At 73.1% G+C, this 20,633-nt stretch carries 15 protein-coding genes and 2 pseudogenes; 10 read left to right on the top strand and 7 right to left on the bottom strand.

Features of this window, described 5'->3' with window-relative positions; all coding sequences use genetic code 11:
• Positions 1-109: 109 nt before the first annotated feature.
• Entirely contained in the window at positions 110-3,124 is a 3,015-nt protein-coding gene (locus QUY26_RS02375; protein WP_289943425.1) for an FAD-binding and (Fe-S)-binding domain-containing protein, read from the bottom strand.
• A gap of 119 nt (positions 3,125-3,243) precedes the next feature.
• On the bottom strand, positions 3,244-3,687 hold the full coding sequence (locus tag QUY26_RS02370) for a MarR family winged helix-turn-helix transcriptional regulator (protein WP_289943424.1): 444 nt from the start codon (positions 3,685-3,687) through the stop codon (positions 3,244-3,246).
• Positions 3,688-3,858: 171 nt separating this feature from the next.
• On the opposite strand from QUY26_RS02370, the gene QUY26_RS02365 reads away from it, so the two are divergent.
• The 10 genes from QUY26_RS02365 to QUY26_RS02320 all read left to right on the top strand — a co-directional run bounded on the left by QUY26_RS02365 (position 3,859) and on the right by QUY26_RS02320 (position 15,291).
• The gene (locus QUY26_RS02365) at positions 3,859-5,667 is read left to right on the top strand and encodes an ABC transporter ATP-binding protein (RefSeq protein WP_289943423.1); all 1,809 of its coding nucleotides are present in this window, start codon (positions 3,859-3,861) and stop codon (positions 5,665-5,667) included.
• Between the two features lie 65 nt (positions 5,668-5,732).
• Entirely contained in the window at positions 5,733-6,569 is an 837-nt protein-coding gene (mltG, locus tag QUY26_RS02360; RefSeq protein ID WP_289943422.1) for an endolytic transglycosylase MltG, read from the top strand.
• Between the two features lie 286 nt (positions 6,570-6,855).
• Positions 6,856-8,292: a S8 family peptidase gene (locus tag QUY26_RS02355; RefSeq protein WP_289943421.1), complete on the top strand. Its 1,437-nt coding sequence runs from the start codon at positions 6,856-6,858 to the stop codon at positions 8,290-8,292.
• A 274-nt stretch (positions 8,293-8,566) separates the two neighbouring features.
• Positions 8,567-9,472 carry a helix-turn-helix domain-containing protein gene (locus QUY26_RS02350; RefSeq protein WP_289943420.1) on the top strand — a complete coding sequence of 302 codons (906 nt, stop codon included), beginning with the start codon at positions 8,567-8,569 and terminating at the stop codon, positions 9,470-9,472.
• Positions 9,456-10,319, top strand: a complete 864-nt coding sequence (locus QUY26_RS02345) for a hypothetical protein (RefSeq protein WP_289943419.1) — start codon at positions 9,456-9,458, stop codon at positions 10,317-10,319. Before QUY26_RS02350 ends, QUY26_RS02345 begins: the two co-directional genes overlap by 17 nt.
• A 166-nt stretch (positions 10,320-10,485) precedes the next feature.
• Complete coding sequence (locus QUY26_RS02340) at positions 10,486-12,015, top strand: MFS transporter (RefSeq protein WP_436840251.1); 1,530 nt, start codon at positions 10,486-10,488, stop codon at positions 12,013-12,015.
• A 205-nt stretch (positions 12,016-12,220) separates the two neighbouring features.
• The gene (locus QUY26_RS02335) at positions 12,221-12,364 is read left to right on the top strand and encodes a lasso RiPP family leader peptide-containing protein (RefSeq protein ID WP_289943418.1); all 144 of its coding nucleotides are present in this window, start codon (positions 12,221-12,223) and stop codon (positions 12,362-12,364) included.
• 130 nt (positions 12,365-12,494) lie between these two features.
• Positions 12,495-14,429 carry an asparagine synthase-related protein gene (locus QUY26_RS02330; RefSeq protein ID WP_289943417.1) on the top strand — a complete coding sequence of 645 codons (1,935 nt, stop codon included), beginning with the start codon at positions 12,495-12,497 and terminating at the stop codon, positions 14,427-14,429.
• A 164-nt stretch (positions 14,430-14,593) separates the two neighbouring features.
• Positions 14,594-14,857, top strand: a complete 264-nt coding sequence (locus QUY26_RS02325) for a lasso peptide biosynthesis PqqD family chaperone (RefSeq protein WP_289943416.1) — start codon at positions 14,594-14,596, stop codon at positions 14,855-14,857.
• The gene (locus QUY26_RS02320) at positions 14,854-15,291 is read left to right on the top strand and encodes a lasso peptide biosynthesis B2 protein (RefSeq protein ID WP_289943415.1); all 438 of its coding nucleotides are present in this window, start codon (positions 14,854-14,856) and stop codon (positions 15,289-15,291) included. Before QUY26_RS02325 ends, QUY26_RS02320 begins: the two co-directional genes overlap by 4 nt.
• 114 nt (positions 15,292-15,405) lie before the next feature.
• Here QUY26_RS02320 and QUY26_RS02315 read toward each other — a convergent pair whose 3' ends face one another.
• The 5 genes and pseudogenes from QUY26_RS02315 to QUY26_RS02295 form a co-directional block, all read right to left on the bottom strand.
• Positions 15,406-16,503 carry an FAD-dependent oxidoreductase gene (locus QUY26_RS02315; RefSeq protein ID WP_289943414.1) on the bottom strand — a complete coding sequence of 366 codons (1,098 nt, stop codon included), beginning with the start codon at positions 16,501-16,503 and terminating at the stop codon, positions 15,406-15,408.
• Positions 16,504-16,580: 77 nt separating this feature from the next.
• Positions 16,581-17,789 (bottom strand): LLM class flavin-dependent oxidoreductase, encoded by a 1,209-nt coding sequence (locus QUY26_RS02310; protein WP_289943413.1) that lies wholly within the window; start codon positions 17,787-17,789, stop codon positions 16,581-16,583.
• 2 nt (positions 17,790-17,791) lie between these two features.
• Positions 17,792-18,862, bottom strand: a complete 1,071-nt coding sequence (locus QUY26_RS02305) for an ABC transporter substrate-binding protein (RefSeq protein ID WP_289955409.1) — start codon at positions 18,860-18,862, stop codon at positions 17,792-17,794.
• Between the two features lie 135 nt (positions 18,863-18,997).
• Positions 18,998-19,873: pseudogene (locus tag QUY26_RS02300) on the bottom strand (ATP-binding cassette domain-containing protein); the annotation flags it as partial.
• Positions 19,846-20,610, bottom strand: a pseudogene (locus QUY26_RS02295) (ABC transporter permease); the annotation flags it as partial. The pseudogenes QUY26_RS02295 and QUY26_RS02300, both read right to left, overlap by 28 nt.
• Between the last annotated feature and the right edge of the window lie 23 nt (positions 20,611-20,633).

The following is a 20,633-nucleotide window of genomic DNA, read 5'->3' as shown; positions in this document are numbered from 1 at the left end:
ACGCCCTCCATGCCTACCCGGCCGCCGACAGCGCGTCGACGCCTCGCGGGGGCCGGACGGAGGGAGCTGAGGCGCGCCGGAGGGTTCCGCGCCCCGGGTGAGCCGACTGCTACCCGGCGTGCGCCGCACCGGAGCCCTTCGGGGGGTTGCCCGGTGTGCGGAAGGGAGGCTGGTCCGGATCGGTGGGCCGCGTGGCGCGCTCCAACTCCTGCAGCACCGAGCCGTACTCCCGGCCCGTCGCGTGCTCCATGCCCACCTCGCACAGGCGGTTCGCCGAGAGATGGGCGTCGAAGTGACGGGACGTCACCTCTGCGGCCTCCCGCTGCGTGGCCGACTCGGTGAGCTCCTTGTGAAGCATGCCCCGGTCGCCCGCGAACGCGCAGCAGCCCGCGTCGTCCGGGACCACGACCTCGTCGGCGCAGGCCTCGGCGACGGCGGCCAGCTGCGCCTCGTCGCCCAAGTGACGCATCGAGCAGGTGGGGTGGAGGACGGCGGAGGGCGTGGTGCGGTGGACGGTCAGGCGGGGGAGGAGGTCGTCGGCGGCCCACACGACGGAGTCGAGGACCGTCAGTTCCCTGTGCAGTCGGCGGTTGTCGTCCGTGAGATACGGCACGACCTCGTGCGCGATGCCGAGCGTGCAGGACGAGGCGTCCACGACCAGCGGCAGCGCTCCGCCCGCTGTCCAGCCCCAGGCCGCCTCCACGATGCGGTTGGCCATCACGCGGTTCCCCGCCTCGTACCCCTTGGAGTGCCAGATCGTGGCGCAGCACGTCCCGGCGACGTCGTCGGGGATCCACACCGGTTTGCCCGCGCGGGCCGACACGGCGACGACGGCCCGCGCGAGGGGGATCTCGCCGGGGCTCGCGAAGATGCGGTTCACGCACGCGGGGTAGTAGACGGCGGCCGCGCCCACGCGCGCGGTGTGCGGGAGCCGGGCGGGCGCGGCCCCGGGGATCTCCGGCAGCCACTCCGGGACCAGGTCGGGGCGGACGGCTCTGCGGGCGGACCGGGTGACGGCGGTCAGGAGGCGGTCGCCCCGGCCGCCGCCGAGGCGGGCGCCGATCCGGTCGGCCGCGGCCACCGCGAGCCGGGCGGACACTTCGACCGCCTTGAAGTTCCGCGCGGCGAGAGCTGCCGCCCGCTCCTCGCGCGGAGAGTGCCGGGTGCGCCGGAAGTCCTTCATCAGGGCGCCCGTGTCGATGCCGACCGGGCAGGCCAGTTTGCAGGTCGAGTCGCCCGCGCAGGTGTCCACGGCGTCGTATCCGTACGCCGTGAGCAGGCCGTCCTCGACCGGTGAGCCCGACGGCTGGCGCAGCATCTCGCGGCGCAGCACGATGCGTTGGCGGGGCGTGGTCGTCAGGTCCTCGCTGGGGCAGGTCGGTTCGCAGAAGCCGCACTCGATGCACGGGTCGGCGAGCAGCTCGATCTTCGGGATCGTCTTGAGGCCGCGCAGGTGGGCTCGAGGGTCGCGGTCGAGGACGACGCGGGGCGCGAGCACGCCGTCCGGGTCGATGAGGCGCTTCGTGCGCCACATCAGCTCCGTCGCCTTCGGGCCCCATTCGAGCTCCAGGAACGGCGCGATGTTGCGGCCCGTGGCGTGCTCGGCCTTGAGCGAGCCGTCGAACCGCTCGACGGTGAGGCGGCAGAACTCGTCCATGAACGCGGCGTACCGCTCCACGTCGGCGGGCCTGCCCGCGTCGAAGGCGAGCAGGAAGTGCAGGTTGCCGTGGGCGGCGTGCCCGGCGACGGCCGCGTCGAAGCCGTGCCGTGTCTGGAGCTCCAGCAGGCTCTGGCAGGCGTCCGCGAGGCGCGAAGGGGGCACGGCGAAGTCCTCGGTGATCAGCGTCGTCCCCGCGGGACGGGAGCCGCCGACGGCCGTCACGAACGCCTTGCGGGCCTTCCAGTAGCCGCCGATGGTCTTCGCGTCACGGGTGAAGCCGTTCGTCACGGAGGCCACCGGCGCCACGAGCGGGAGCTCGGCGAGGACGCGCGCGGCCGCTTCCTCGTAGGCTTCTTGGCGGGCCTCGTCCGGCGCGCGGAACTCCACCAGGAGCGCGGCGGTGTCCTTCGGCAGCCGCGCCCAGTCCGCCGGGACGCCCTGGACGCTGACGGACGCCCGCAGGGTGTTGCCGTCCATGAGCTCCACGGCCAGGGCGCCCGCGTCGTTGAAACGCGGCACGGCGGCAGCGGCGGCGGGCAGGGACGGGAAGAAGAGCAGCGCGGTCGACACGCGCCGGTCCAGGGGCAGCGTGTCGAAGACGACTTCGGAGATGAAGCCGAAGGTGCCCTCGGAGCCGACCATCAGGCCGCGCAGGATCTCCACGGGCGTGGTGCCGTCGAGGAACGCGTCCAGGCGATAGCCGTTCGTGTTCTTGATCTCGTACTTCGCGCGGATGCGGGCCGTGAGCTCCGGGTCCGCCTCGATCTCGCGCTTGATGTCGAGGAGGCCCGCGCACAGGGCGGGCTCCGCGTGCGCGAGCTGGTCGTCGGCGTCCGGCTCGGCGGTGTCGACGACCGTGCCCGAGGGCAGCACGAACGTCAGGGACGCCACCGTGCGGTAGGAGTTGCGCGTGGTGCCCGCTGTCATCCCGGAGGCGTTGTTCGCGACGACGCCGCCGACGGTGCAGGCGATCGCGCTGGCCGGGTCGGGGCCGAGCACCCGCCCGTGCCGGGCGAGGGTGGCGTTGGCGCGCGCGATCGTGGTTCCGGGGCCGATCCGCGCGCGTGCGCCGTCCCCGAGGACTTCGATGCCCACCCAGTGCTTGCGTACGTCGACGAGGATGTCCTCGCCCTGCGCCTGGCCGTTGAGGGAGGTCCCGGCGGCGCGGAAGACGACCTCGCGGCCCCGGCCGTGCGCGTAGGACAGGACGGCGGAGACGTCGTCGACGTCCTCGGCGACGACCACGACCTGCGGCACGAAGCGGTAGGGGCTCGCGTCGGACGCGTACCGGACGAGGTCCGACACCTTCGTGAGGACCTTCTCGGCGCCGAGGATCGAGGCGAGGTCGGCACGCAGCGGTTCGGGGGTGCCGCCCGCGCGGTCGTCAGGGACCCGGTCGGGGGAGGGCGCGCGGCCGTCCGGGGCGGGGCGCAGTGCGTCGGGGTCGGGCTCCAGCAGGGGCATGGCCTCTCCTCGGCAGATCAGCGGATCGGCATTTCGGCGGATCGGCGGTTCGGTGAGCGGATCGGCAGATCTGCGCAGCGGCCGCGGTCCCTCGCGGTCCCGCCGCGGCCCCCGCGGGGTCAGCAGCGGTGCCGCTCCGGCACGTCGAACAGGGCGTCGAGCAGACCGCCCAGCTGCTTGCGCTGCGCGGCGTCCAACGGAGCCAGGATGTCCTCCGCGGCGGCCCGGCGCGCGCCGCGGAGCCGTCCGAGGGCCTTGAGCCCGCCGTCGGTCAGCTCGATGCGGATGACCCGGCGGTTGGTGGGATCGGGGACGCGGCGCACCATGTCGGCCGCCTCCAGGCCGTCGACCAGGCTGGTCACGGCGCGGGGCACGACTTCCAGGCGCTCGGCGAGGTCGGCCATGCGGGGCGGCTGTTCGTACTGCGCGAGGGTGCGCAGGAGCCGGGACTGCGCCGGCGTGATGCCGATGGGCTCCAGATGGCGCTTCTGGATGCGGTGCAGCCGACGGGTCAGCCGCAGCAGCTGCTCGGCCAGCAGGCCGTCGGTGTCCGGGGAGTTCATGGGCGGAGGTCCGGGGTGCTCATGCCAGGAATATTATCAGGACCTGTTTCATTGTGAGTATAGGTAACAATGAGCTACGCTCTCATGGTCATCGTCGGTGCGCTCTCGACGTCGGTGCGGATGCGCCGCCGCCCGTGCGCGCCGCCCTACGTCACCCTCCCGTAGGAGCCCATGCGTCACGACCACCCCCTGTGGAAACCCCCGGCCGCCGATCCCGACGCCGCGGAACAGCCGCGCCAGCTGCGCCGGATCCTGCGCCTCTTCCGTCCCTACCGCGCCCGCCTCGCGCTCGTCGGCCTGCTGGTCGCCGCCGCGTCGCTGGTGTCCGTGGCTACCCCCTTCCTCCTGAAGGAGATCCTCGACACCGCGATCCCCGAGGGCCGCACCGGCCTGCTGAGCCTGCTGGCGCTCGGCATGATCCTCAGCGCCGTCGTCACCAGCGTCTTCGGCGTCCTGCAGACCCTGATCTCCACGACCGTGGGCCAGCAGGTCATGCACGACCTGCGCACCGCCGTGTACGGCCGCCTCCAGCGCATGTCGCTCGCCTTCTTCACGCGCACCCGCACCGGCGAGGTCCAGTCCCGCATCGCCAACGACATCGGCGGCATGCAGGCGACGGTCACGTCCACGGCGACGTCTCTGGTGTCCAACCTGACCAGTGTCGTCGCGACCGTCGTCGCCATGCTCGCCCTCGACTGGCGCCTGACGGTCGTCTCCCTCCTGCTGCTCCCGGTGTTCGTCTGGATCAGCCGTCGCGTCGGCCGCGAGCGCAAGAAGATCGCGACCGAACGGCAGAAGCAGATGGCCGTGATGGCCGCCACGGTCACCGAGTCGCTGTCCGTCAGCGGCATCCTGCTGGGGCGCACGATGGGCCGCGCCGACTCGCTGACCCGCTCCTTCGAGGAGGAGTCCCACCGGCTCGTCGACCTCGAGGTGCGCTCGAACATGGCCGGGCGCTGGCGCATGGCCGTGATCACGATCGTGATGGCCGCCATGCCCGCCGTCATCTACTGGAGCGCGGGGCTCGCCTTCCAGTTCGGCGGCCCCACCGTCTCGATCGGCACCCTCGTCGCCTTCGTCTCGCTCCAGCAGGGCCTGTTCCGGCCGACCGTGAGCCTCCTGTCGACGGGCGTGCAGATCCAGACGTCCCTGGCGCTGTTCCAGCGCATCTTCGAGTACTTGGACCTGCCCATCGACATCACCGAGCGCGACGACCCGATCCGCCTGGAGACGGTCAAGGGCGAGGTCCGGTTCGAGAACGTCTCGTTCCGGTACGACGACCAGGGCGCCGCCCTGCTCGACGGCATCGACCTCACCGTCCCCGCGGGCGGCAGCCTCGCGGTCGTGGGGCCGACGGGATCGGGCAAGTCCACCCTGAGCCACCTGGTGCCTCGCCTGTACGACGTGACCGGCGGCCGCGTCACGCTCGACGGCGTCGACGTGCGCGACCTGGACTTCGACACGCTCGCCCGCGCGGTCGGCGTCGTCTCCCAGGAGGCGTATCTCTTCCACGCCTCGGTCGCGGAGAACCTGCGCTTCGCCAAGCCGGACGCCACCGACGAGGAACTGCACGCGGCCGCGCGGGCCGCCCAGATCCACGACCACATCGCCTCGCTGCCCGACGGGTACGACACGGTCGTCGGGGAGCGCGGCCACCGCTTCTCCGGAGGCGAGAAGCAGCGCCTGGCCATCGCCCGCACCATTCTGCGCGACCCGCCCGTCCTCATCCTCGACGAAGCCACCAGCGCCCTGGACACGCGCACGGAGCACGCCGTGCAGCAGGCCATCGACGCCCTGTCGGCCAACCGCACGACACTGACGATCGCCCACCGCCTGTCGACGGTCCGCGACGCCGACCAGATCGTGGTCCTCGACTCCGGCCGGATGGCCGAGCGCGGCACCCACGGCGAGCTGCTCGACCGGGGCGGCCGGTACGCCGCGCTGGTCCGCCGGGACGCCCAGCTGGAGCCGGTCACATGAGGCAGTGGGGCGAGCTGCGCTCAAATATGCAGCAAATGTGATGAATGTCGGGTTAGCGTTCCCGCATGCACAACACGACCCCCCGACGGGGCCTGAAGCGGGGCGCGATCCGGCTGACACGCCGGGGCCGGATCGCCGTGATCGCCATCGGCACGGCCGCTGCGGCCACCGCCGTGGCGGTGCCGCTCCTGCTGCCCGAGGAAGAAGCCCGGCCCAAGACGCTGACCATCCCCGAGGGCTGGCGCTCCGCCCAGGTGTACGAGGCCGTCGACAAGGCCCTCGACGTCCCGTCCGGCACGACGAAGCGGGCCGTGTCGAAGACCGACCTCAAGCTCCCGGGCGACGCGGGCGGCAACCCCGAGGGCTATCTCTTCCCCGCGACGTATCCCCTCAGCTCCCAGTCGACGCCCGCCTCCGTCCTGTCGTACATGGTCAACACCGCGAACAAGAAGTTCAGCGGCGGCCACGTCACCGCCGGGGCCGACCGGAACGCGGTGAACGTCTACCAGACCGTCACCATCGCGAGCATGGTCGAGGCCGAGGCGGACAACCCGGCGGACATGGGCAAGGTCGCCCGCGTGATCTACAACCGCCTCGACCGGGGCATGCCGCTGCAGATGGACTCCACCATCAACTACGCCCTGAACCGCTCCACGCTCAAGACCACCAGTCGCGACACGAAGATCGGCAGCCCCTACAACACCTACGCCCGTATGGGCCTGCCGCCCACGCCCATCGCCAACCCGGGTGAGGCCGCCATGCGCGCCGCGACCAGCCCGACGCAGGGGGACTGGCTGTACTTCGTGACCGTGAAACCGGGGGACACGCGGTTCACGGCGAACTACGAGGAGCAGCAGCGGAACGTGGCGGAGTTCAACAGGAACAGGCAGCCCGCCGCCTGAAGCCGCGACAGGCAGCCCGCCGCCCGAGGGCCGGGCCGTCGGCCGCCCGTGGAAGGGGGCGGTCGGCAGCCCGCGGGGGGCCGAGTCCCGTGCTGCCCCAAAGGCCGAGCTGAGCCTTGTGCCGTCCCCAGGCGGCGCGAGACGCTGGCGTGCGCTCCGCGCCGTACCGCAGGCACCCCCTGCGCCTCGCCGCACCCCAGGCACCGTACGCCCGGCGCGCGACACGCACCGCACCGCACACGATCCGACCCACCCACGGTCCAGGAAAGGTCCAGGTGCACCGCAGATGAGAACGCCGATACGTCTCAGAACGTCCCTACGCCGTCGCCCGGCGGCGTTGGTGCTGCCCGGCGTGCTGCTCGCCGCGGGTCTGCAACTCGGTGCCGGTCCCGCCGCCCAGGCCACGTCCCCCGCCGACGCGGCGAGCGCCGGCCGGGCGGCTCCCGAGGGGAAGTTACGGCTGGCCGGTACCGGTGAGACCGCCGTGCCGGACAGCTGGATCGTCGTCCTGAAGGGGCCCGCGGGCGCCACGTCCGCGGCCGCCTCCTCCGGCGCCACGGCCACGGCCCCCGCTTCCTCCGGCGCCGCTCCCTCCACCGCCCCGGCCGATGTCCCCGCGGTCGCACGCGACCTCGTCGCCCGGGCCGACGGAGCCCGCGTCGGGCACGTCTACCGCGCGGCGCTGCACGGCTTCTCCGCGCGCATGAGCCAGGCGCAGGCGGCCCGCACGGCCGCCGACTCCCGTGTCGCGTACGTACGCCAGGACACCCGCGTCCGGATCGCCGAAACGCCCACGCGCCCGGCGCCGAAGCCCCTCGCCGCGGCCGACGGGACGCAGCCCGACGCCCCCTGGGGGCTCGACCGCATCGACCAGCGACAACTGCCGCTGTCGACCACGTACACGTACCGCACCACCGCGCCGGACGTCAGCGTGTACGTCATCGACACCGGACTGCGCACCACGCACAGGGAGTTCGGCGGCCGGGCCTCGGTCGGGATCGACACCGTGAACGACGGGCAGAACGGCAACGACTGCCACGGCCACGGCACGCACGTCGGCGGTGTCGCCGCGGGCTCCACCTACGGTGTGGCCAAAGAGGCCGAACTGGTGGCGGTCCGGGTCCTCAACTGCCAGGGGTCCGGGACGACGTCAGGAGTCGTCGCGGGCATCGAATGGGTGACGGCCAAGGCGGCGAAGCCCGCCGTCGCGAACATGAGCCTGGGCGGCGGGGCCAGTGACGTCCTGGACCGCGCGGTGCGCAACTCCATCCGCTCGGGCGTCACCTACGCCGTCTCGGCGGGCTCTTCCGGACAGCCGGGCGGGGCCTGCTCCGCCTCGCCCGCGCGGCTGCCCGAGGCGATCACCGTCGCCGGCAGCGACCGCTCCGACCGGGTGATGTCCTCCTCCAACACCGGCAAGTGCGTGTCGCTGTACGCGCCCGGTGCGCAGATCCCCTCGGCCTGGAGAGACAGCGACACGGCCACGGCCACGCTCAGCGGGACGTCGATGGCGACGGCACACGCCTCCGGTGCGGCCGCGCTGCACCTCGGTTTCCGGCCAGGGGACACCCCGGCGCAAGTGAAGAAGGGCCTGGTCGACAACGCCACCGGCGGAGTGCTCCAGGGCCCCGTTCCGGTGGTGCCTGACAAGCTCCTCTACACCCTGTATCTGCCCTGGCCGGTGTCGGCAGAGGGGGCGCTCCTGCTGACATCTGGTCAGTAACTGACCTTGCCTCGAATCGATTTGAGTCAGCATGAGTCACTGATTGTTCCCCGATCGCCAGTTTCAGTCGCCGACGCCGCGCGAAGGTTCCATGCTGGGCTCCCGGTTCCGGCACGAGGGCGTCCGCAGGCGTCCGAGAGGCCGGTTCTGGACTCGGACACACATCTCGGACGCACATGAGGAGCCTGATGCACAGGCGAGACAGGGAAGACCCGGGCGGCGGCCACGACGAGCTGGGCCCACCACCGGCCGGCCGGGGTGAGGAGGGCACCGGGTGACCGGCAGGGCCCTGTCGCCCGAGGATCCCCCGCGCGGCAAGCGGGGACGCAAACTCGGGCCGATCACGGCCGGGACGGGGCGCGCGCACCGCGCCTGGCTGGAGCCGCTGCGCGGTTCCTACCAGGCCAGCGGCCTGACCATCGGCCAGTTGGAACACGAGACGGGCTGGTCCCGCTCGAAGATATCCGAGCTGCTGCGGGCCGCTGGGCGCTACCCGCGCTGGGAGTTCACCCGCAGCCTGCTCGCCGCGCTGCACTGGCCCGCTCCGTCGATGGCCGACATGCGTGCGCTCTGGGCGATGGCCGCCCGCGAGGCCGACAAGCGAACCATCTGGATCAACAGCTGCCTGCAGGGGGACGGCCTGTCCGCCGACGACCGCCTTCCCGTGCACTTCTCCGCGTTCCAGGACCTCTACCGCGACGCCTACATCGGCTACGCCCACACGTTCCTCCGCCGCCGTGCCGAGGCGCGCCGTGCGGTCGACGACGTGTTCATCCTGCTGCTCTTCCTCTGGGACGAGGCGCTCGCCAGCGACAACCCGGAGCGGTTCGCCTGGCAGATCCTGCGCCAGACCGTCATGGAGCGCACCCCGCACCCCGACAGCAGCCCCGCGCTCGTGGAAGCGGCCTTCGACACCCTCGCCCTGCGCACGGCCGCTGACCCCGTCGCGCAGATCGAGGAGTCGATGTTCCTCTTCGACGGGCTGCGCAGACTGCCTTCCGGGCAGCTCGACGTGATGGTGCTGCTGCATCTGCGCGGCCTGGACGAGACCGCTGTCGCCGCCGTCCTCGGCATTCCGCTCGCGGCGGTGCGCTCCACCGCCCGGCATGCCCGGCGCCACCTCGAAGGCCGCCTGCGCACCGCCACCCAGGAGGGACCCCCCGGTGACCGTAGCGATTGACGAACTGCTCGCCCGCGCCCGGCTCCTCGACGACACCGACACCCCCTACGACCACGTGCGCGCCGCCCGCCCCGGCGCCGCCCCCGTCCGCGGGCGGCTCGCTGCCGCCGGTGCCGGCCCGTGCGCCGCGACGAATCTTCCGCCGGGAGCGGTGCACGCCGTCGCGCCCGCTGTGGGCCGCGGCAGGAAGGACGGCGCGGACCGGGCCGCGGCGCGCGATCTGCGGAGTCTGTGCGAGGCCCTCGTGACCACCGCGGCGGTTGTCTCGCTGAGCGACTTCCTCACCCAGACGCTGCCGAAGCCGCCGGGCGCCCGGGTCCTCGGCTGCATCCTGCAGCTGAGCGGCGAGGAGGAATCGGCCCGCTTCTGGTGGCAGTACGCGGCGGGCGCGGGCGACACCGCCGCCTCGTACTGTCTCTATCTGCATCACCTCTCGCTCGGCGAGGCAGGCGTGGCGCAGTGGTGGCAGCAGCAGACGCCGAGCGCGGCGCTCCCGGCGCGGGGCGCCGACGAGCCGGGCGGCTGCCCGGAACCGGGCTTTCCGCGCAACCATCCGCCCGTGTGGACGGACCGGAGCGTGCCGACGACCCTGCGCGTCCTGAGCGGGCTGAAGGTCTCCGAGCGTGCCGCGGGCCTCGGGGCGATGCCCGCGGTCGTGAGCGCGGTCATGGACTATGTGGCGACCGCCGTCAGCTACGTCGACCCCGACCTCGAACTCCCGCTGCCCGACGCCGACTTCACCGAACGCATCCGTGGTCTGACGGTCGGCGCCATCGGCGCCCCCAGCGGGGCGCCGCGCCGCCGCCCGCTCGCCGTACGACCGCGGACGCGCACCGAGAGCGGGTGACCCGGACGGAGAAAAGGCACAGAGCGCGCATATGGGTGATACTTGGACGGAATTTCCCTGCCAGGCAGGCGCTCAGGCCTGACAGGTAGGTACCTCCGAGGGCCTCCGGCCCGGTGCGCTGTCACCGCGCACCGGGCCGGAGGGACGCGAAGGGATGCGATGTCCCGTGGCCCGTGACCTGAACACCTCGGGCCCCGCCGCGGACAGTCGTCCGGTGCCCGGCCGCGGCCGCTGGGCCGCGCTCGCCGTGCTGTGCTCCAGCCTGCTGCTGGTCGCCATGGACGCCACCATCCTCAATGTGGCGCTGCCCTCGCTCATCGACGACATGCGGCCCACGGCCGTCGAGCAGCTGTGGATCATCGACATCTACGGCCTGGTCCTCGGCGGACTGCTCGTCACCTCCGGCGCGGTCGGCGACCGTCTCGGCCGCAAACGCCTGTTCCTCACCGGTTTCGTGCTCTTCGGCCTCGCCTCGGTCGTGGCCGCGACCGCCACGGACCCGTGGCAGCTCATCGCCGGACGCGTCCTGCTCGGGATCGGCGGCGCGATGGTCATGCCGTCGACGCTCTCGCTGATCCGCAACGTCTTCACCGACCCGCGTGAGCGCGCCCTCGCCATCGGCATCTGGGCGGCCGTCGCGGGCGCGGGGGCCGCCGTGGGCCCGCTGGTCGGCGGACTGCTCGTCGAGAGCTCCGGCTGGTCGGCGGCGTTCTGGGTCAACGTCCCCGTCGTCGTGGTGACCGTGGTCGCCGGAGTCCGGCTGCTGCCGGAGTTCCGCAGCGGCGGCAAGGGCCCGCTGGACTGGCCGGGCGCCGCGCTCTCCGTCGTGGGCGTGATCGCCCTCGCATGGGGCATCAAGCACGTCGCCAAGGGCAGCCTCGCCGTCGGGGACCTGGCGATCCTCGCCCTCGGCCTCGTGCTCCTCGTGGTGTTCGCCCGCAGACAGCTCACGCTCGACGATCCGCTGCTCGACGTCCGGCTCTTCACGAACCGCGCGTTCACCGCGGCCGCGCTCGCCACGTTCCTCGCGATGCTCGCGATCGGTGCGGCCCTCTTCCTGATGTCGCTGTGGCTGCAGTACGTCCACGGGTACTCGCCGTTCGGCGCGGGCCTGCGGACGCTGCCCGCCGCCGGGGCGATGCTCGCCGGATCGCTGCTCTCTCCGCTGCTGATGGGGCGGTTCGGGGTCCGTGCCGTGATGGCCCTGGGGCTCAGCGGGCTGATCGCCGGGTTCCTGCTGCTCGCCCTGTCGGCGGAGCCGACCCCGTACGGTGTCGTGGCGGTCGTGTTCGTCGCGCTCGGCCTCGGCGACGGGCTCGCCATCACCGCGGCCGCGTCCGTCCTGGTGTCCACGGTGCCCGCGGCACGGGCGGGGCAGGCCGGTGCCGTGTCGGAGACCTCGTACGAACTCGGCGTCGGCCTCGGTGTCGCCCTGCTCGGCTCCATCCACGGCTCCGTGTACGCCGCCCGCATGGAAGGCCGGACGGCGCAGGCCCGGGAGTCCGTGGGCGGGGCTGTGGACGCCGCCGACCGGCTGGGCGGCGCGGCCGGTGAGCGGCTCATGGAAGCGGCCAGGGCGGCGTTCGAATCCGCCCTGACGACCACGGCGTACGTCAGCGCCGGGATCGTGACCGCCGTCGCGCTGCTGGTCGTATGGCTGGTGCCGCGCGGTCTGCGGGCGAGCGGTGGGCACTGAATCCGGGGTTCCGGGGGAGGTTGGGCCCGGTTCGCGGCGTCTGTTCGTGATCTCGTGGCTCCTGTGGCACAAGTGACGGTGTAGACGGCTGAGTTGGGGGGTAGTCCGCTTTCCGGCAAGCAGTTCGAATACTTGCCGCGCGTCACCCGGGGCCCTCGACGTGGGGGCTCCGTCATCTGTCAGGGCACCTCAACGGGAGGAATCCATGGAAGACATCACGGGTATCGACGAGCGCGACCAGGCCGTCAGCTACGAGCCGCCGGCTCTCATCGCCGTCGGCGACTTCTCCGAGGACACGCTGGGCTTCGGCTCGCGCTACACCGACGTCCTCGGCGAGCAGGGCTGGTGACACATCGACGCGGAGCCTGACACCAGATGTGTGTGGTGCGGGTCCCCTTCCCGGGGCGGGTCTCCTGCGCGAGGCGAGCCCCTGTTGAGATCGATGGTCATGAGCCCGATGAGAACTGAGGCCATGTGACATGAGTGCCGGTTTCGTCGTCCTTCCGGATACGCCGGGTACGCCGCCGCCCGACGAGGCGTACCCCTTCGCCGCGCCCCGGCTGATCCCCCATCCGTCAGGCCGTCCGTGGCTGGTGGGGAGCTGGGAGCCCGACGAGATCCGTCAGGTGACGGTGGGGCCGGTACGGGTGGTGGTGATCGGGCGCTGTCCGGTCACCACCACCCACCTGGAGGGGCTGTGCCGACGGCTGCGCACGCTCGCCGACGTCGATGCCCTGGCACGGCAGTTGCCTGGCAGCTTCCATCTGGTGGCCGCCGCCGGGAACGCCACCCGCGTGCAGGGGAGCGTCACCGGACTGCGGCAGGTGTTCCACGCGCGCCTGGACGGCGGGATCCCCGTCGCCGCCGACCGGGCCGACGCCCTCGCCGCGCTCACCGGCGCCGGGATCGACGAACACGCCCTCGCCCTGCGCGTCGTCTGCGGCGGCATGCTGCCGCCCCCGCTCTCCGACCGCAGCGCGTGGACCGGTGTGTCCACGGTGCCGCACGACCACTGTCTCGTCCTCGAACCCGACCGCGCCCGCGAACGCCGCTGGTGGTCGCCGCCCGCCCCCGAACTCGGCCTGGAGGAAGGCGCGTCGGCGGTGCGTGAGGCGCTGGTCACAGCCGTGGACGGGCTGAGCGGTGGTCTCGGCGTCGGCGGTGATGCTGGTGGCGGCGGTGGTCCCGACGGCGGCAGCGGTCCCGGCGCCGGCAGTGATCCCGAGGGCGGTCGTGGCCTCAGCGGTGATGGTCGCACCGGAGTCGGCAGTGGCCTCAGCGCCGACATGTCCGGCGGCATGGACTCCACCTCCCTCGCCTTCCTCACCGCACGGCACACCCCCGACCTGCTCACCTTCCGCTGGGCCGAGGCCGAGACGGGCAACGACGACGCACGCTTCGCCGCGCTCGCCGCGGCCGAACTGCCCGGCGCCCACCATCTCGTGGTGGCCCAGAGCGACCTGCCGTCGATCTTCACCGATCCGGCCGCGCTCGCCGACACCGAACGGCCGTACCTCTACACGCGCAGCCAGGCCCGTATGCGGCACACCGCCGCCGTCCTCGCCGCGCACGGATCCCGGCGGCACGTGGCCGGGCACGGCGCCGACGAACTCTTCGGCCGCATGCCCGGCTATCTGCACCGCCTCGCCCGCCGCCACCCCCTCACCCTCCTGCGGCACCTGCGCGGCAGCAGGGCGCTCGGCCGCTGGCCGCTGTGGGGCTGTCTGACCCAGCTCGCCCGTGCCGAGAGCATCGCCCAGTGGTGGCGTGCCCAGGCCGACGACCTCACCGCCCCGCCACCGCCCCCGCGGCTGCCGTCCATCGGCTGGGGCCTCGCACCGCTGCGCGCGCCCGCCTGGGCCACGGGCATCGCGATCGACGCCGCCCGCGCCGCCCTGCGCGCGACCGCCGAGCACGCCCGCCCCCTCGCCGATGACCGGGGCCCGCACCAGAACCTCGCCGCGCTGCGGATCACCTCACCCGCCTACCGTCAGGTGTCCCGCCTGTTCGCCGCCGAGGGCGTCCGCCTCGAACAGCCCTTCCTCGACGACCGGGTCGTCGAGGCGGTCCTGGCCGTCCGCCCGCACGAACGCACCACGCCGTGGCAGTACAAGCCCCTGCTCGCCCGGTCCATGCGCGGGCTCGTGCCGGACGCGGTCCTCGACCGGACGTCGAAGGGCGACTTCAGCGCGGACCTGCGGGCCGGCCGGCAGGCCAACCTCGCCGCCATCATCGACGTGTTCTCGTCCGGCACCGTCCTCGCCGACCTCGGACTCATCGACCCGGAGTCGGTGCGCGCCTACCTGCTCGCTCCGCAGGCCGACTCCTCCCGGGACATCGCCGTGGAGCAGCTCCTCGGCTGCGAGACCTGGGCCCGCGCCGCCCGCAGTCCGCTCCCACTGGGGAGTTCGTGACGGCCCCGACCGGGGGTTCGGCATCCCCTGGCGTCCGCGAGCCACGAACGCTGCCGACCGCCGCGAGGCCCTGACGCCCCTGACCGCCGCGAGGCACCGCCCCCCGACTGCCGCGAGGCACCCCCCGACCGACAACGCCCGACGACCGTGACCGGGAGACCCCGATGACCCTGACCCTGCACCCCGACGTCTCCCTGGCCGAGACCGACGACGGCGCCGTCCTGCTCCACCAGCGCACCGGCCGCTACTGGCAGCTGAACCCCACCGGCGTCCTGGTGCTCAGGAACCTGCTCGACGGCCGCAGCCACGACCAGGCCGCGCAGGAGCTGGCCACCCGCCACCGCGCCGCCCCCGACGCGGCCCAGCGCGACGTGACCCGTCTCGTCGAGTCGCTGCGCGAGGCCCGCCTGGTGGTGGAGTCGCGATGAGCGCCCCCGTCGCCCTGTCCGCCCGCGACCGGCTTCCCCTGCACCGCAGGGTCCTGCCGCTGCTCGCCGTCGCGGTGGCCCGGATGCTCGCGGGCGCACGCCCGGCCCGGGTGCGCGCGGTCCTGGAGTTCCTGCGCCGCGGGGCCCGGCCCGCCGACGCCGAACAGGCCGCCTCGGCGCGTCGCGACATCGTGTCCGTGAGTCTGCGCTGCGCGGGCCAGGCCTGTCTGCAACGGTCCATCGCGACGGCCTTGCTGTGCCGCGGCCGGGGGGTGTGGCCGACGTGGTGCACGGGAGTGCGGACCAGTCCGTTCCAGGCGCACGCCTGGGTGGAGGTCGCGGGGGAGCCGGTGGGGGAGCCGCATCCGGCGGGGCACTACCGGACGCTGCTCGCGGTCCCGCCGGTCGAGTCGGCGGGGAGCGAGGGCGCATGACGTCGCGGAGGCGCGCCTTCCAGCGCGTCACCACGTAAGTCGACCCGGTGCAAGGGGGCCTGACGGACTGTCAATCGGCAAGGTGAGGGAGCCCGGTCCGCCCGGAACGGGCCGTCACACCGCGACGGGCGACCCCTCAAGCAGCCGCACGATCTCCCGTACCGCCGCCCGCCCCGCCCGGTTCGCGCCGATCGTGCTGGCCGAGGGGCCGTACCCGACCAGGTGGACGCGGGGGTCGGCCGCCGCGCGCGTGCCGTCCATGCGGATCCCGCCGCCCGGCTCACGCAGGCGCAGCGGTGCCAGATGGTCGATCGCCGCGCGGAAGCCGGTCGCCCAGAGGATGACGTCGGCCTCGACGTGCCGCCCGTCGTCCCACTCGACGCCGGTCGGCGTGATCCGGTCGAACATCGGCAGGCGGTCGAGGACGCCGTCCTCGCGTGCCTTGCGCACCGCGTCGTTGACGGGGAGCCCGGTGACCGACACCACGCTCAGCGGCGGCAGTCCCTGGCGTACCCGCTCCTCCACCATCGCGACGGCGGCACGGCCCCGGTCCTCGTCGAAGGGCCCCTCGGCGAAGACGGGCGGCCGTCGCGTCACCCACCAGGTCGCGGCCGCGTACGGCGCGATCTCCATCAGGTGCTGGGTGCCGGACGCGCCACCACCCACGACGATCACCCGCCGGCCGCGGAAGGCCTCGGGGCCCGGGTAGATCGCGGTGTGCAGCTGGCGGCCCCGGAAGGTGTCCTGGCCCGGATACCGGGGCCAGAACGGCCGGTCCCAGGTGCCCGTCGCGTTGATCAGCGCCCTGGTCGACCAGACCCCCGCCGAGGTCGCGACGAGCAGCCGTCCGCCGCCGCCCTCGCTGACGCGATGGACGTCGACGGGGCGGCGTACGCGCAGGTCGAAGCGCTGCTCGTAGCGGTCGAAGTACTCCGCGATCACCTCCGAGGAGGGCCGCTCGGGGTCCGCGCCCGTCAGCTCCATGCCCGGCAGGGCGTGCATGCCGTGCACTTTGCCGTACGTCAGCGACGGCCACCGGAACTGCCATGCGCCGCCCGGCCGGGGCGCGTGGTCGAGGACGACGAAGTCCCGCTCCGGCTCGAATCCCCGGCGCCGCAGGTGATAGGCGCTGGACAGACCCGCCTGACCAGCGCCGATCACCACAACGTCCACCTCGGTGACGCCCGCGTCTCGTACCCCGATGTCGTTCACGCTTCTACTAACTGCGGCAGGAGCCGAGATCTTCCCGGGCGCGCGGGTGTGCTCGATCTTCCCGGGCGCGGGTGTGCTCAGCGCCCCCCGGCCACGAGCAGTGGCGCGCCGCCCGGAGCGGACGCGGGTCGCCCGTTCGCCGCCGGGACACCGGTCAGGGGCGAGGCCGGGATGCGGGGGAGAAGGCCGCGCGCCGCGAGGTCGGGAAGGACGCCCTCGCCGAACCAGTACGCCTCCTCCAGGTGCGGATAGCCGGACAGCACGAAGTGCTCGATGCCCAGCGCGTGGTACTCCTCGATCCGGTCGGCCACCTCGGCGTGGCTGCCCACGAGCGCGGTGCCCGCGCCGCCGCGCACCAGGCCGACGCCCGCCCACAGGTTGGGTGAGATCTCCAGGTCGTCGCGGGAGCCGCCGTGCAGCGCGAGCATCCGCTGCTGGCCCACGGACTCGCTGCGGCCGAGCGCCTCCTGGGCGGCGGCGACGGTGTCCGGGGCGAGGTCGTCGAGCAGCCGCGCCGCGGTGGCCCAGGCCTCCGCGGAGGAGTCGCGGGAGATGGTGTGCAGGCGGATCCCGAAGCGCACGGTGCGCTCCTCGGCCTCGGCGAGCCCCCGGATCCAGTCGATCTTCTGCTTCACCTGCTCGGGCGGCTCGCCCCAGGTCAGATACACATCGCTGTGCCGGGCGGCGACCGGGCCCGCGGCCGCCGACGAACCACCGAAGAAGATCTCCGGAAGCGGGTCCGGCGGCAGCGCGGTCAGGCCGCCCTCGACGCGGTAGTGCTCGCCGTCGAAGTCGTAGGGGCGGCCGCCCCACGCGCCGCGCACCACCGACAGGAACTCGTCGGTGCGGGCGTAGCGCCGGTCGTGGTCCAGGTGGTCGCCGAAGCGCCGCTGTTCGGTGGAGTCGCCGCCGCTCACGACGTTCAGGAGCAGCCTGCCGCGGGTGATGCGCTGGTACGTGGACGCCATCTGCGCCGCGAGGACCGGTGAGATCACCCCGGGCCGGAACGCCACCAGGAACTTCAGGCGTTCGGTGTGTTGGGCGAGCGCCACGGTGGTGAGCCAGGCGTCCTCGCACCAGGTGCCGGTCGGGGTGAGCACGGCCTCGAAGCCCAGCTGTTCGGCGGCCTTGGCGATCTGCGCCAGATACTCGATGTCGGGCGCCCGCACGCCGGTGACCGGGGTGACGCGGGAGCGGGTGATGCCGCCGTCGGTGTAGGCGTGCCGGTCGACGAGGGTGCGGCCGTCGCCGCCCGTCGGCAGGAACCAGTGGAGGCGCACGGTCATGCTCAGGACTCCTTGTACGTACGGGGCGCGGTGGTGGAGGGCGGCAGCGAGCCGTTGAACCGGGTGTCCGTGAAATCGCCGAAGTCGACGCGGTGCGGGATGAGCTCGAGATCGGCGAAGGCGTCGACGATCTGCTGCTCGGAGTCGACGACGTTCTTGTCGACCGCCACGAACACCCGGGTCCCGTTGGTGCGCTTGACCGCGTCGAGCGCCACCTCGTACGGCAGTCCGGTGTCCTTCGCCCACACCTTCGCCCAGGCCTCGGGGTGCTTGAAGACCCAGTCCTGGGCCCTGCGCAGCCGCTTCAGATAGTCAGCGACGGCCGCGGACTTCTTCTTGTCCTTGAGCGCGCCCGGCGCGGCGACCTGGAAGCCGAGCCCGTTCACGACGCCCTCGCCGTCGGCGAGCACCCGGGCCTTGCCGCCGCGCAGCACCTGCGAGGTGTACGGGTCCCACACCGCCCACGCGTCGACCTTGCCGCCGCTGAACGCCGCGAGCGCGTCGGCGGGCTGCAGGTACTTGACGTCGACGTCCTTGAGCGTGAGCCCCGCCTTCTTGAGGGAGGCGAGCAGTTGGTAGTGCGCCGACGAACCCTGCGCCACCGCCACGGACTTGCCCTTGAGGTCCGCCGTCTCGCGCAGCTCGGAGTCCTTCGGCACGGCGATCACCTCGCCGTGCGCGGTGCCGTGCGTCGCCGCGATGACGGAGATCTTCGAGCCCGCGGCCGCGGCGAACACCGGCGGCGTGTTGCCGACCGCGCCGAGGTCGACGGCCTTGGCGTTGACGGCCTCCAGGAGCGGCGGACCGGACGTGAACGTCGACCATTTGATCTTGTACGGGAGGTCGTCGAGCTCCCCGGCGGCGCGGAGCACGGCCTCCGAACCACCCTTCTGGTCGCCGACGTTGAGGGTGAGTGGCCCTTTGCCGTCGGTGTTGCCGCCGCCGAGTCCCCCACCGGAGGTGTTGGCGGAGGAGGCGCCGCACGCGCTGAGCGTCAGGGTCAGAGGGAGGAGCAGGAGAGGGATGAGATGTCGCGGTCGGCGTGTGTGCGGGGAGTGCGGCGGGCGCGGCATGAGGGGATCCGTTCTACGAGGCCGTCGTGGGGAGGGGGCGGGTGGCGGCGGGCGTCGGGGAGGAGGTGGCGGAGGCAGAGGAGGGGGAGGGGGTGTGGTCGAACTGGTCGGGGCGGAGACGGGCGAGGGGGCGGGGGCGGCGCTCGGGGTCTCCACGCCGAGGCGTTCCAGGAGCCCCGCGCGCAGCGCGGCGAAGCGGGGGTCGGCGATGTCGCGAGGGCGCGGCAGGTCGATCCGCTGCTCGTGCGCGATGACGCCCTCGTCCATGACCAGGACCCGGTCGGCGAGCAGCACCGCCTCCTCCACGTCATGGGTGACGAGCAGCACGGCGCAGCCCCGGCGCTGCCACAACTCGTCGACCAGCCGCTGTGCCTTGACCCGGGTCAGCGCGTCGAGGGCGCCGAACGGCTCGTCGAGGAGCAGCAGATCCGGTTCGCGCACCAGGGCGCGCGCCAGCGAGGCGCGCTGGGCCTCCCCGCCGGACAGCGTCCTGGGCCAGGCCGTCGACCGGTGGCCGAGCCCGACCTCCGCCAACGCCCGCTCCGCGACGGCCCGTTCGGGCTTGCCGGGGAGGCCGAGGAGGACGTTGCGCCACACCCGCTTCCAGGGCATGAGGCGCGGTGACTGGAACGCGACGGCCTTGCGGCGCGGCACGAGCGCGGTGCCCTCGATGTCACGGTCGAGGCCCGCGAGGATCCGCAGGAGCGTGGACTTGCCGCAGCCGCTGCGCCCGAGCAGGGCCACGAACTCCCCGGCCCGCACATCGAGGTGGAGCCTGTCGATGACGGCGCGGCCGTCGAAGGCGCGGGTGAGGCCGTCCACGTGGACGACGGTGGCGGGAGGGGGCGGGGTGCCGTCGGCTTCCCGGGCGGTGGGGTCGACGGGGGGTGAGACGTCGGTGCCGGTGTGGGGCGGGTATGAGGCGTTGGCCTTGGTGGGGGCCGGACGTGAGCGCTCGGCGGGGGCCGGGTGTGCGGGGCCGGTCACCGGCCGGTGAACGTCGGTCGCCATTGCAGCAGCAGCCTTTCGAGAGAGCGGACCACGAAGTCGGCGAGCAGGCCGAGGAAGGCGTACACGATCAGGCAGACGACGATCACGTCCGTCCGCAGGAAGTCCCGGGCCTGGACCATCAGGAAGCCGATGCCGGAGTCGGCGTTGATCTGCTCGGCGAACACGAGGGCGAGCCGGGCGATCCCGAGGGAGTAGCGCAGGCCCGTCATGGCGCCGGGCAGGGCGCCGGGGAGGATCACATGTCGGACGAGCCCCCACCGGGTGAGCCCCAACGACTCACCGGCCTCGATGAGGTGGGCGTCGACGCCGCGGATTCCCGCGTACACGTTCAGGTACAGCGGGAACGAGACGCCGAGCGTGATGATGGCGACCTTCGGTGTCTCGCCGATGCCGAACCAGATGATGAACAGCGGGATGAGCCCGACGAACGGCACGGTCCGCAGCATCTGCACGCCGGCGTCGATCAGGTCCTCGCCGATGCGGAAGAGCCCGGAGACGAGCGCGAGGCCGGTGCCCACGGCCGTGCCGAGGAGCAGACCGATCGCGACGCGCTGGAGCGACACGCCCATGGCGGAGGTCAGCGAGCCGTCCTCGATGAGGTCACCGGCGACCCGGGCGATCGTCGCGGGGGAGGCGAGCACGTCGGCGCTCAGCACCCCGGTGGCGCTGAGGGTGTGCCACAGGGTGAGCAGGAGCACGGGTCCGGTGGTGCGGCGGAGCCAGCGCGGGCCGCGGGCGGGCGTCCCTCAGGGCCGGGCGG

Source organism: Streptomyces flavofungini, from assembly GCF_030388665.1.
In the GTDB taxonomy this organism is placed as follows: Bacteria; Actinomycetota; Actinomycetes; order Streptomycetales; family Streptomycetaceae; genus Streptomyces; species Streptomyces flavofungini_A.
The sequence above is the reverse complement of the archived record's forward strand: the minus strand, read 5'-3'. Positions and strand labels throughout refer to the sequence as shown.

What these genes read in the sequence shown, in the direction of transcription:
- QUY26_RS02305 (WP_289955409.1), bottom strand. Translation starts at nt 18,862, where the DNA reads ATGCCGCGCCCGCCGCACTCCCCGCACACACGCCGACCGCGACATCTC.
- mltG (WP_289943422.1), top strand. Translation starts at nt 5,733, where the DNA reads ATGCACAACACGACCCCCCGACGGGGCCTGAAGCGGGGCGCGATCCGG.
- QUY26_RS02325 (WP_289943416.1), top strand. Translation starts at nt 14,594, where the DNA reads ATGACCCTGACCCTGCACCCCGACGTCTCCCTGGCCGAGACCGACGAC.
- QUY26_RS02375 (WP_289943425.1), bottom strand. Translation starts at nt 3,124, where the DNA reads ATGCCCCTGCTGGAGCCCGACCCCGACGCACTGCGCCCCGCCCCGGAC.
- QUY26_RS02310 (WP_289943413.1), bottom strand. Translation starts at nt 17,789, where the DNA reads ATGACCGTGCGCCTCCACTGGTTCCTGCCGACGGGCGGCGACGGCCGC.
- QUY26_RS02370 (WP_289943424.1), bottom strand. Translation starts at nt 3,687, where the DNA reads ATGAACTCCCCGGACACCGACGGCCTGCTGGCCGAGCAGCTGCTGCGG.
- QUY26_RS02335 (WP_289943418.1), top strand. Translation starts at nt 12,221, where the DNA reads ATGGAAGACATCACGGGTATCGACGAGCGCGACCAGGCCGTCAGCTAC.
- QUY26_RS02330 (WP_289943417.1), top strand. Translation starts at nt 12,495, where the DNA reads ATGAGTGCCGGTTTCGTCGTCCTTCCGGATACGCCGGGTACGCCGCCG.
- QUY26_RS02365 (WP_289943423.1), top strand. Translation starts at nt 3,859, where the DNA reads ATGCGTCACGACCACCCCCTGTGGAAACCCCCGGCCGCCGATCCCGAC.
- QUY26_RS02320 (WP_289943415.1), top strand. Translation starts at nt 14,854, where the DNA reads ATGAGCGCCCCCGTCGCCCTGTCCGCCCGCGACCGGCTTCCCCTGCAC.
- QUY26_RS02355 (WP_289943421.1), top strand. Translation starts at nt 6,856, where the DNA reads ATGAGAACGCCGATACGTCTCAGAACGTCCCTACGCCGTCGCCCGGCG.